Source organism: Radicibacter daui (genome assembly GCA_030657355.1).
Lineage (GTDB): Bacteria > Pseudomonadota > Alphaproteobacteria > Radicibacterales > Radicibacteraceae > Radicibacter > Radicibacter daui.
The window spans coordinates 2,969,045-2,981,388 of record CP131056.1; the positions used below are offsets into that span (position 1 = coordinate 2,969,045).

At 62.3% G+C, this 12,344-nt stretch carries 8 protein-coding genes; all 8 read right to left on the reverse strand.

Annotation, left to right across the window (positions count from 1 at the left end; all coding sequences use genetic code 11):
* Positions 1-21: 21 nt before the first annotated feature.
* Positions 22-1,989 (reverse strand): DNA mismatch repair endonuclease MutL, encoded by a 1,968-nt coding sequence (gene mutL, locus QTL98_RS14025; RefSeq protein ID WP_445679087.1) that lies wholly within the window; start codon positions 1,987-1,989, stop codon positions 22-24.
* Between the two features lie 946 nt (positions 1,990-2,935).
* Positions 2,936-3,724, reverse strand: coding sequence for a hypothetical protein (locus tag QTL98_RS14030; RefSeq protein WP_445679088.1), 789 nt, complete (start codon positions 3,722-3,724; stop codon positions 2,936-2,938).
* An 828-nt stretch (positions 3,725-4,552) separates the two neighbouring features.
* A complete protein-coding gene (locus QTL98_RS14035) occupies positions 4,553-5,653 on the reverse strand; it encodes an NAD(P)/FAD-dependent oxidoreductase (RefSeq protein WP_445679089.1) in 1,101 nt (366 codons plus the stop codon).
* 64 nt (positions 5,654-5,717) lie between these two features.
* On the reverse strand, positions 5,718-6,893 hold the full coding sequence (locus QTL98_RS14040; RefSeq protein WP_445679090.1) for an NAD(P)/FAD-dependent oxidoreductase: 1,176 nt from the start codon (positions 6,891-6,893) through the stop codon (positions 5,718-5,720).
* An 18-nt stretch (positions 6,894-6,911) separates the two neighbouring features.
* The gene (locus QTL98_RS14045) at positions 6,912-8,516 is read right to left on the reverse strand and encodes an FAD-dependent oxidoreductase (protein WP_445679091.1); all 1,605 of its coding nucleotides are present in this window, start codon (positions 8,514-8,516) and stop codon (positions 6,912-6,914) included.
* Positions 8,517-8,530: 14 nt separating this feature from the next.
* A complete protein-coding gene (locus tag QTL98_RS14050; protein WP_445679092.1) occupies positions 8,531-9,799 on the reverse strand; it encodes a cystathionine gamma-synthase family protein in 1,269 nt (422 codons plus the stop codon).
* 15 nt (positions 9,800-9,814) lie between these two features.
* The gene (locus QTL98_RS14055; protein WP_445679093.1) at positions 9,815-10,915 is read right to left on the reverse strand and encodes a flavin reductase family protein; all 1,101 of its coding nucleotides are present in this window, start codon (positions 10,913-10,915) and stop codon (positions 9,815-9,817) included.
* Entirely contained in the window at positions 10,912-12,135 is a 1,224-nt protein-coding gene (locus QTL98_RS14060; RefSeq protein ID WP_445679094.1) for an aromatic ring-hydroxylating oxygenase subunit alpha, read from the reverse strand. The genes QTL98_RS14055 and QTL98_RS14060 overlap by 4 nt, the downstream gene beginning before the upstream one ends.
* Positions 12,136-12,344 lie beyond the last annotated feature (209 nt).

A 12,344-nucleotide genomic window follows, 5' to 3' on the forward strand; every position in this document is an offset into this window, starting at 1 on the left:
GCCCGTTCACCATAACACTGCTCACGAACGGCCGAACAGCCGCTCGATGTCAGACAGTTTGAGGGTAATGTAGGTGGGCCGGCCATGGTTGCACTGGCCGCTGCCGGGCGTGCGCTCCATCTCGCGCAAAAGCGCGTTCATCTCGTCAACCGTCAGCGCCCGCCCCGCCCTGACCGAGCCGTGGCAGGCCATGGTGGAACACACCCGGTCCAGCCGCTCGCGCAAGGTAAGGCTGGCTTCCATCTCGGCGAGCTCATCCGCCACATCGCGCACCAGCTGCTGGACATTGAGCTTGTGGGCAATCAGCGCCGGCACTTCGCGCACCACCACCACGCCCTCGCCAAAGCTCTCGACCACAAGGCCAAGCTCGGCCAAATCCTCCGCGCGTTCCAGCACCCGTTCGGCGCCGCTGCCTTCCAGCTCCACCACCTCGGGCAGCAGCAGGCCCTGGCGCTTGACGCCGCCATCGACGAAGGCCGCCTTGAAGCGCTCATAGACGAGGCGCTCATGCGCGGCATGCTGGTCGATCAGCACCATGCCACCTTCGGTCTGCGCCACGATATAGGTGCCGTGCAGCTGCGCACGCGCCGCGCCCAGCGGATGGGCGGTGAACGGCACAGCCGCCTCATTCGCCGGCGCCTCGGCCACCACACCATCTTCATCGTAAGCGACGGTCTCGGTGCGCGCCGATGGCGGCAGCGCCTCCATGAAACTCGCCTGTGCCGGTTCGGCAAAACCGCCGCCGGCCGGACCCGGGGGCGCGCCCCACTCATAGGCGCCCTGACGTTCGGCGGCAGAGGGCGTGGCCGGCCGCCAGTTGCCCCCGCCCCAGCCGTTCACGGGCACCTGCGGACGCTGCGGCAGCGTCATGGCGCCCCCGCCCTGCGCCAGCCCGGCCTGAAAACTGGCAAGCGCCGGCGCAGCGTTGGAGGTGGTGGCGAGATGGCTGGCGCCTGACAGCGCCTGCTTCAGCGCCGACACTATGAGCCCGCGCACAAGGCCAGGGTCGCGGAAGCGCACCTCCGCCTTGGCCGGATGCACATTGACGTCAACGGTAAGCGGGTCGGCTTCCAGAAACAGCGCCAGCATCGGATGACGGTCACGCGCCAGAAAATCCATATAGGCGCCGCGCACGGCGCCCTGCAGCAGCTTGTCCCGCACCGGGCGGCCATTGACGAAGAGATACTGGTACTGCGCCGTCGGCCGGTTGAGCGTCGGCAGGCCGGCATAACCGGTGAGCCTCAGCCCCTCGCGCCGTGCATCCACCCGCACGGCATTTTCCTGAAAATCCCGCCCCATCACAGCGCCCAGCCGGGCAAGGCGCGCCTCGAACAGCGCCTCCTCGTCCCCGTCCGCCCCCATCAGCCGGCCTTGCGCGGAAAGCCGCACCGGGCTCTTGCCCTCGGCATCGATGGTAAAGCTGACGAAAGGATGCGCCATGGCGAGGCGCTCGACGGTATCGACCGCCGCTGCCGCTTCCGTGCGTGTTGCGCGCAGGAATTTGAGCCGCGCCGGCGTGGCATAAAACAGGTCGCGCACTTCAACGCGGGTGCCTTGCGACAGCGCCGCCGGCATCGGCTCGCCGCGCACCCCGCCTTCGACACTGAGCGCCCAGGCCTCGTCACTGCCTGCCGCCCGGCTCGTCAGTGTAAGCCGGCTCACCGCGCCGATGGAAGGCAGCGCTTCACCCCGAAAGCCGAGGAACTGCACCCGCAGCAAATCATCATCCGGCAGTTTGGAGGTCGCGTGGCGCTCGACCGCCAGCGCGAGGCCTTCCGGGCTCATGCCATGGCCATTATCGGTCACGGAAATCAGCCCACGCCCGCCATCGCGCAGCGCCACCTCGATGCGGGTCGCGCCGGCATCGAGCGCATTTTCCACCAGTTCCTTCAGCGCCGCCGCTGGCCGCTCCACCACCTCGCCGGCCGCGATGCGGTTGACCAGCGTTTCAGGCAGACGGCGAATGGTGCGGGGCGATGAGGAGGTCATGATCTGGGACTTATACCCGGCGGGTGCCGGTTACAATAGGAACAAATCAGCAGGATGTAGGCAGACAGTCCGCCAAACAGCCCCGGTCCGACAATCCAATCAACTCAGCAAAAAATTCACAATAATTAGCTATAATAGATAAATAAATACCTTAAATTAAAATTAACTCTTATTATTTCAAAAAAAATCCAGCCTCTTAATATTAATAAGATCCAGTGCGGGAAACATTTTACAAAAATGAGATCTCAGTTTTCAGTCACTTCGACCTTGGCAAGAAACTGAGTCCCCCACCACTCCTGCGCTGTAAGCATACGCTTGGAAGGGTTCCCAGGCCACGGATCTCGGACAATAGCCTCGACAATATTGTAAGTGCCATTGTTGAACTGATCGAATGTAATCGCAGTTAAAACCATAGCGTGCCCAACACATCCTATTATTAATGGATTTCCGCTCGCCAACTCCTCCCCAACAACATTTGCTGTGTATAAATCTCGCACGCCAAACTGGGAATCAAGCAAAACCTGACAATCAGCGTCAAATGACCTACTTACGCTTTCGCCATCCGTTACCCAACTTCTCGACGTAGCTGAGGCTATAGTCGGACCCCAGGCAGGTAAGTTCACGTCGCCACCGTATATTTCATCGACTATTATTTCCTGAGACACTTTAAAGCCGTGCTGACTAAATATTCCACTAATAGATGCTGCCCAACACCACTGAGATTTCCTCTGCCGCGCAACTGGATTTACGTAAGACAGACCCACTTGGCACCGCTGGCCAACAATAAAATGCCCAAATGGATCTATCGGAATCGGTACGGGCTCGTTACACCACATATCTGCCCGTGCCCTTGGATTAATTAATGCAGACGCACCCAAGCCAAACATCACGGATCTCCGAGAAACCATCGCACCCCTCCAATATACGCAATTTCATTGTCTACATATTATAATATCTCTCCAATACATTGAGATGTCTTTAAACTATTAGCTTTCATTGGCTGAAAAAAAACGGAAAGAGTTTTCTGAGATATACCACCATTTTGAGCTATACTTACAATCTCCTTGGCAGCATCTTTTGCCTTTTCACAGTCTCCAAAATTTGCTTCCGAAACCATAAGATCAGATACAATATTTATTTCCACCTGAGGACTCACCAGAGATGAAAAATTCCTCACCATGTCTCTTGCCTTATTGTAAATCCGCCGCCCTTCTTCTCTGTCTTGTATAGAACTCGGCGCAAATTTAGATCTCGCCTCTATTCTTAAAGCCTCGGCCTCAATCGCTTTATTCCCCCCTGATGACAATACAGAATAATTAGCATATTTATTTGCAAGTAGTGCGTTACCGAAATTCAACTGCTCCGAAGCAAGGAGAAAAAATGTACCTGCATCTATTTGATTTACGATTCCTTTTTTTTCTGTCTGAGATATTATCTTATCAGATAAAGCAAGTAAGGCTATTTTCTCTGGATTACTTGATTGAGATATGTACATACCCGCCTCAGGCTTGTTCATAAATGCAGTAATAGACATTGCATTAATTTCAGTTAGCCTTTTGACTGCGGCCCTCACATCAGAAATCGCCTCATCACGTTCTTTCTGTTTTTTAACCACAAACGTATCATACAAGCCATACGACCCAGCAATAAGCGATATAGTCAAAGAAATTAACGACATGTATGTCGCAGCCTTTACAGCGAATGATGGGGATATTTTTTCTACAGCTTCGGCCATGTCGCTACCCCACTACAGATTTAATACATATGCGTTTAAATTGACCCAATATTACTATCGCCACACATGGGAATGTAGACAATTTCAGTAAGCACGCACCTTACCTGTGCACTTCATGCCATTTTGGATCGTCTCATATTGCCATAATCCTCTACCATTGGGAACCACATTCCGTAATCTGTCGCGCGCAGCATTTATAACTGACGCAGCCTCAGCCTCTGGGGGCCGCTCGCACATGCATTCAGGATATGGACAGGAAGTTATCGACGGTGGCTGCTGTGCCGATACGCGAATACTTGACGCGATACGAAGCGGCGCACTTTAAGCTAAAGTACTTCTGTGACCCGATTATTCGATGCTCCAAAGTATGGGGCTCGATCAACTCCCTTTAAGGATTGTGTTTAGCGAGGCGACGCCAAGCCCACTTATATCCGCCCAACAAATCCGGAAGCTCCATAGCGCGCATGCGTGTGCCCATGGCAGGGCAGGCTAGGCCGTAGTGAGGGCAAGTTGACAGCAGGCTGCAGGGGGGCAGCCGAGCCAGAGACCCGCAGGGATCAAAGGTCTGAAGTTCGGCCAGCTTTCATGGCCATGCTAAAAGTTTCAGATCCTTACATCTTTGAGGCCGCGCTCATGTTGCCGAGACTCGATATGAGTTCGAACTAAATCGACTCAAAAGGAGGCACGTTACCTCAGATAATCAAATTCGCGCCTGGATGAAGTTGATGATGGCGGACCTCCCCCAAAACAATATAACCATAGCTGCCTCACATATGTCACAGGCATGGTTCCCAACCCCGAGGTCGAGACTCTCAGGCCCGAACTGGATTAGTGCACAAACGGCTCACCCTGGGCGATGCCCTTGGCCATCAAATCCCCCATCAGCGCTCCCAGCTTGAAACCGTGGCCGGAGCAGGCTGACAGCAGGCTGGCTTTGGGGCCGATCGGGCGAGCGATGAAACGTTCATCATCCGTCACCGTGTAAAAACACGCCTTGCGCTCCAGCACGCTGTACCGCTCGAACCCGGCATAGGAGAGGCTGGCGGCCTTCATCAGGCGCTCGACATCGCCGTCATCGGCGATGCGGCTGCCATCGGGATCACCCCGGCGGGTGAATTCATGGTCGCCGATCTTGAGGCGGGTGCCGGGGCGCGGCGGCAGGGTGTAGGTGCCACTGTCCTTGCCGAGATCGAAGAAGACGGGCGCCACCTGCCACTGGGTGGCCAGTTCCACCGGCGGGGCGACGAAGATGACGGCCTGGCGGGAGGGTGTTGCTTCAGTGGCCAGCTCCGGCACCAGCCTTGTGGCCCAGGCGCCGGCGGCGATGACGATATAATCGCCCTGATGCTGTTTGCCGTCCGCCGTCGTCAGGCTGGCGGTCTCGGGATCGATGGCGGCGATTTTGGTGTTGGCGTGGAAGGCAACACCCTTCAGCGACAGATGCACCACCAGATCGGTCACGATGCGGCTCGGAAACAGCACCCCTGCCCCTTCCATCGCCACCGCGCGGGTCAGGCCCTCCGGCGCGATCATCGGATAAAGCTCCGGCACTGCCGTTACCTCGATCTCGCGCCAGCCGATGCCCATCTCGTCCATGTCGGCGAGGGAGGCATTGATCCAGCTGTCATCCTCGCGCTGGAACACCACGAGGCCGACCGGATCATAATGGCTGCGGCCGATATCGACCCACATCTGCTCATAAGTGGCAAAGGCCGCCGGCATCATGCGGGCATAACGATGCATCTCGCCATAGGCATGGCGGGTGGCGCGATGTTCGTCGAACGAGCTGGAAACCGGGTTGGGGATGGCGCCCTGATCGAAGACGGCAACCTCAAAACCCCGCCGCGCGAGCCCCCAGGCAGTGGAAAGCCCGTTAATGCCGGCACCGACCACCAGAACCCTGCCCTGTTTTGCGCCCTGTTTCGCCACGTCCCGAACGCCCCGTTATTTGCTTGAGGATTTTGCCTTACGGCCCTGATTTGGCTTGAAACTCTCACGCTGCAGCGGTGGCGGCAAGCGGCGCTTTTGGCGCGGCCCAACCCTTGCGCTCTGCCCAGTCCGCCGGGGTACCGTCAAAACGCGACAGGCGGTAATGGGTGAGGTCGGCAAAGCTGCATTTACCCTCCAGCACCAGATCACGCAGGGCATGACCAGTGGCGGGCGACAGGCCGAAACCCACCGCCGACATGGTGCAGATTGTGAGATTGCCGGGCTCTGAAAGCCGGTCGATTACCGGACGCCCGTCCGGCGTATTTTCGATCAGCCCGGCCCAGCTGCGGATGACACGCACATGGCCGGCTTTGGGAAACAGCTCATAAAGATGGCGGGCAAGCGCGGCCACCAGCGGGCTTGTCGGGCGCGGCAATTTTTCACCATCCGGCGGCAGGTCGATCCATTCATGCGGGCCGCCGCCATAAGCAAGATTGCCGCGCAGGGTCTGGCGGCCATAAAGCCCGTTGCCATCCACTCCGCCCCATTTCATCAGCGGCACGGGTTCGGTCACGATCATCTCGGCGCGGGCGGTTGCGACCGGCAATTGGAGCCCGATGGTGGCGAGCAGCCGCCCGCCCTGCGGCCCGGCGGCGACCACCAGATGGTCGCACTCGATCTCGCCGAGCGGCCCGGACAGGCCACTGACCTTGCCGCCCTTGAGGGTGATGGCGGTAATGGGGGTGTGCTGGAGGATCCGCCCGCCCAGATCCTGCAAGGCCCAGGCATAGGCCTGCACGGTGCGCTGCGGGTTGGCATGGCCGCCGATTTTCAGGTGAATGCCGCCAAGGGCATTGTCCCCGGCCAGAGGCACCATCTCACGCACCTGCTGGCCATCCAGCTTGTCCCAGTCATAGCCCAGCTCGCCAATCGTGCGGCCCATCTGGTGATAGGCATTCAAGTGGTCTTCATTGGTGGCAAAGATGATGCGTTCGCGCTGGTACTCCGTCGGGTAACCCAGCAGCTCGTCCATCTGCGGCCACAGCCGCTGTTCTTCATGGAAAAGCGCGCTGTTGTAATGTGAGCAGCCGCCGCCATTGCGGCCCGAGGCTTCCCAGCCGACGATGCCCTTGTCCACCACCAGCACATCGACGCCGGAGCGCGCCAGCCACCAGGCGGCCGAGAGGCCGGAAACGCCGCCGCCCAGCACCACCACCGACGCTTTTGCGATAACCGCCATGATCCGGGGCCTCCCGCTTCACATATGCTTGGCGAAACGGATGATCTCCGCCTCGCGCTCGGTGCCGATGGCGCGATAGGGCACCCACTGGGTCGGGATGCCGAACCACACATCCCATTCCGCCCGCATCACCGCCGGCTCCTCCAGCGCTGCCAGCACGGCAAGCGGCAGCGGGCGCACCGGGGCGCGGTAACCGGCCAGCGGCACCTTTTCCACCGGAATGCTGGCACCCAGCGCCATCAGCATCGACACCTGCTCGCGGCAGCGCCGCGCCTGGCACGCCCCCATGGAAACACGGGTCAGGCGTTTCATCTGGTCGTGATTGAGCGGGCCGTCGGCGGCAAGGGTGTGGAGATTGCGCTTCAACGCCTGCGGCGAGGGCGCGCCCAGATAGGCAGGCGCCCTTACGGCCAGCAGGTCGGCGCGGCTCACCTCCTCGCACTGGCAGGCCAGCACATTGCAGCCACCGGTTTCCACCAGCGCCGCCATCCAGCGCTGGCGATGGGCGACGAGATCGGGCCCGGCTTCGGCGCGCGGCGGCGGCGTTTCGCCGCCTTCCCGCCCCAGCGAGCGCAGCACGGCACGGGCGGCAGCTTCCCCCGAAGCCGCCGCCTGTACCTCCCCCGCCAGCCTGCTTTCCGGCCCGGCCTCAAGCCCGGCACAGTCGCCGGCCATGAAGATCGCCGGATGGCTGGTGGAGATACCATCGCCGCTGACGGGCACGTAGCCCCCGCGCCCGCCAACCATGGCGGTGGCAACCCCGGCACTCTCCAGAAGCTCGATGGCGGGAATACGGCCGATGGCAAGGCAAATTGTGTCTGCCGCCAGCTGCACCTCCGGCCCGCCCGCAACCGGCGCAAGGCTCACGCCCTCGACGCCAAAGGCCCCGCGCCCGGCCGCCTTGATGACATGGCCGGTATAGACCGGCACGCCCAGCGCCTTCAGCGCGGCGATGCTTTCCGCATCGCCCAGCGGCTGCCCGGCCACCTCGACAAGCCCGGTAACGGCAATGCCGCGTTCCAGCAACAGGGCAGCCAGCGACAGGGCAAAATCATCGCTGCCGGCAATCACCACCCGCTCGCCGTCAAAAGCTTCATAACGCGTCAGCAGTGCGTGCAGCGCGAGGCCGCCCATAACCCCCGGCTGATCCGCCCCGTCGAAGAAATAGACAAGATCGCGCGCACCCGCCGCGACGATGAGATGGGAAAAACCGGTGAGCCAGGCCCGCTCCTCATCGGCAAGGCCGATGACATCGCCGGGCAGCGTGGCAAGGCCGGGCTGCACGGCCCAGGCGCCCCAGGCATAGGTGCCGAGCGCGACATCGACACCCAGCTCGAAGGCTTCTTCAAGCCCGGGACTGGCGGCGAAGATACGCTCGACCATGCGCTCCTTTTCCTGCACCGCCGCGCTGGCCCGCCCGCCGTAAAAAAGCGGGATATCCATGCCGATGAGCCCGCCGGAGACCGGGTTTTCATCAACCAGTTTTACGCTGAGGCCCGCTTTGGCCGCCGTGATGGCGGCGGCAAGCCCGGCAGGCCCGGCACCGACCACCACAAGGTCAAAGTTTTCTTCCGGCGGGGCGAACTTGCCCACCAGCGATTTGACGTCGACAGCGTCCGGCATTTGCCCCTCCGGCATCAGATTGCCTCCAGCGCCTGGGAAAGATCGGCGATCAGGTCATCGACATGTTCGATGCCGACGCTGACGCGCAGCGTGCCGTCATCGATGCCGGCGGCCTCCCGCCGCTCGCGCGGCACGGCGTAATGGGTGGTGCTGGCCGGATGGCAGATGAGCGTTTCCGTCCCGCCGAGGCTGACGGCCATGCGCAGCACCCGGAGCGCATCGAGAAAACGAAACGCCTCCGCCTCGCCGCCCTTGATGCGGAAGGAAAAGGTGGAGCCGGTTCCCCGGCACTGCCGCTCGAACACTTCGCGCTCGCGGGAGCCTTCGGGCAGGAAACCCAGATAGGTGATGGAGCCGACCTTGGCGTGACGCTGGAGGAAAGCGGCCAGCGTGGCGGCATTCTGCTCCGCCCGGCCGGTGCGCAGCGCCATGGTCTCGAAGGAGCGCAGCAGGAGCCAGCTGGAATGGGCATCGAGCGTGGAGCCCACCAGCGTGCGAAAGGTCTTGAGCCGGCTGGTGAGTTCGCGCGCACCGCTGATGCCGCCGGCCAGAAGGTCGCTGTGCCCGCCGGCATATTTGGTCAGCGAGGTCATGCAGAGGTCAGCGCCCAGCGCCAGCGGGTTCTGCACGAAGGGGCCGAGGAAGGTATTATCCACCACCACCGGCACCTTGCGGCCCTGCCGGGCGCCGAGCCGGGCGGCAAGCGCCACGGCCGCGGGAATATCGACGATGGCGGCGGTGGGGTTGGCCGGGCTTTCCAGCCAGATGAGGCCGACGGGGCCGGTCGCCAGCGCCTCTTCCGCCGTGCGGGCCATTGCCACCTCATCCACCCCGTCGCTGATGCCGAAGGGGCGAATGCCAAGGCGCACCAGTTCCTGGTTCACCAGCATGTCGGTGCCGCCATAAACGGGTTTGCTGTGCAGCAGCGTGTCACCCGGCGACAGCAGCGATAAAAGCGTGGCGCTGACCGCCGCCATGCCGCTGGCAAAAACCGCCGCGTCTTCGCCGCCATCCAGCACGGCAAGGCGCTTTTCCACCATGTCGAGATTGGGGTGGCCGAGCCTTCCATAGATATGGCCGGAAAGGCTGGTGGTGGTGCCGTCGAAGAAGGCCTGATGCAGCTCCTTGGCGGCAGCAGCCGAGGGATAGACGAAGGTGGAGGTCATGAAGGCGGGCGGCTTGGCAGCGCCGCCCACCATCGCCGGATCATAACCATGGCTGATCGCCAGCGTTTCGGCATGCAGGGCAAGGCCGTTATGGCCGGCAGCGGGAGTGTCTTTCATCTGGGTCAACTCGGGTCAGCCGATCTTGATGGTAAGCGGGGTGAGCGGACGGGAGCAGCAGGCAAGGATGTCCCCGGCCTCGATCTCGTCCTCGAACAGGCCGCCATCGTCCTGCATGTCGACCTCGCCGGAGAGTTTGCGCACCCGGCAGGTAGAGCACTGGCCCTTGCGGCAGGAGCTGGGGATGGGCACGCCCTGGCGCAGCGCCGCTTCCAGCAGCGTTTCGCCGGCACTGACGGTGATTTCGCGCCCGAGCGGTTCGATGCGCACCGCAAGACCGCCAGCAGCCGGGGCGCTTTCGGCAGGCACCGGCGCTTCCGGCACCACCGGCCCCACGGGATTGGCGCCAAACCCCTCTTCCCGCCACAGCGCGGCATCACCGCCCGCCGCCTGAAAGGCGGCCGCGACGCTGCCCACGAAACCGGCGGGACCGCAGCAGAACACCTCTGCGCCGCCAAGCCCGGGCAGGCTCGCCGCCAGACGGGCGGCATCCGGCCGTCCCTCGCGCTCGCTGGTTACCCAGCTGAGCTGCCAGTGCGGCCGGCTGGCGGCAAAGGCCGTCATCTCGGCGTGGAAGAGCAGGTCGCCTTCCGTGCGGGCCAGATGGAAATAATGCACCGGCCGCCGGCTCTCCTGACCGGCCAGCCAGCGGGCCATCGACGCCATCGGCGTTGCCCCGCTGCCGGCGGAGATCAGCATCAGCGGGCGCGCCGCCGCTGCCGCCCCGGCGTCATCCAGATGGAAATCACCAAAGGGCCCGCGCGCGGCAAGGCTCATGCCGGGCCGCAGCGACTGGTGCAGCCAGCCGGTGGCGCGGGCGCCGGGCTGCGCCTTGATGGTCAGGGCAAGCGTAGCAGCGCCACCCGTCACCGGGGCGCTGGCAATGGTGAAGCTGCGCCACAGGATGGCGCCTTCAGCCACCGGCACGCCCAGCGTCACATACTGGCCGGGGCGATAATCAAAGAGCGCGCCGGAGGCAGCACGGAAAGTGAAGGTCCGGACGCCCGGCACTTCCGCCGCCACGCCCGTGCACACCAGCGCATCGCCGCCGCCGGACCAGAAGGCCGGCCCGGTCTCTGCCATCGGAACAGGGGGCTCGATCACGGCGACGCTCACGCCACTTCCACCAGGGTCGGCGAGGTGCCATTCACGCCGGCAAGCGCCGTCTCCACCGTGGCCGCCACATGCGCGGCGTACCAGTCGACAAAGCGCAGCACCAGCGCCTCGGCCTCCTGGCTATAAGGTCCGGGCATATAACCGCGCCCGTTGACGCCGCGCTGGTTGTTCTCGGCCAGATCGCGGTCCTGCCGGTTGGTCTGGTCCCAGGTGTGGATCAGCGTCGGGACGTCATAATCCACACCCTCGACCGCATCCTTGTGCACCAGCCATTTGGCAACGACGATCGTCTCCTCCGGCCCGGTGGGATAGGCGGAGAACATGAACACATGGTCGCCGAGTGCGTGGCAGAAATTATGTGGCTCGATGGCAAAGCGGAAGGAGCCGGTATCGCCGCCATAAGCCTCGATCAGCGGCTTTTTCACCAGCGGCTGCCCGTCCATCGACATCGAGACGCAGCCTTCATTGAGCGGAAAGCGCGCGCATTGCCACCACGGCCCGTCCGCCGGGCCGACGGTAAGGCCGGCTGCCGTCATCCGGTCGCGATAGGCGGCAAGCCGCGCGCCTTCATCGGCGCTGAAATTGGGCGAGATGCCGATGGGAAAGGTAATGCCGAGCTCCGGATGGCAGGCGGCGCAGTGATAACATTCGCGCGCATTCTCCATCACCAGCTTCCAGTTCGCCTTCTCGACCAGGGTGATCTCGTGCGCAAGCTTGGCGTCCTTGAGATTGAAGGGCGCCAGCATCGGCTCCAGATCGGCGCGGAAGGCGGTGAAATCGGGCGGGCTGTCCGCGAGCGACACATAAATAGCCCCGGCCACAACCTCGACTGCCAGCGGCTTCAAGCCATGCATGCCCTTGTCGAAACCCTCCGGCATCGCCCCGGCATGGACAAGGCTGCCATCCAGCTCGTAGGTCCATTGATGATAGGGGCAGGTGATGCGGGCCGACCGGCCGGCTCCATCGGCGCAGATTTGCGCGCCGCGATGGCGGCAGCTGTTGAAGAAGCCCCTCAGCGCCGCGTCCCGCCCCCGCACCAGCATGATCGGGGTGCGGCCGATGGTAAGTGCCAGATAGTTGCCGGGCCTCGGCAGTTCCACCTCGAAGCCGATCATCAGCCAGCACTGGCCGAACACGGTCTCGATATCGAAATCATGAACGGCGGGATCGGTATAGAAGGCCTGCGGCAGGGAGTGGCCGGCGGGTCTGGTCGCGAGCAAATCCCCGAGTCTCCGGGCAAATGCCTGTCTCTCACCCTCCGAGGCAAGGGCACTCGCCACAAAACCGACATGCGTCATGATTGCTCCCGACATGGCCCGGACAAGAAATTCCGGGGCCAGCATGTCATCGGCAAAAGACGCGGGAAAATTTCAATTTGTCATATGCCATTCACAAAAAAGCATTGGAGGGGCCCTACACATGACCTCAT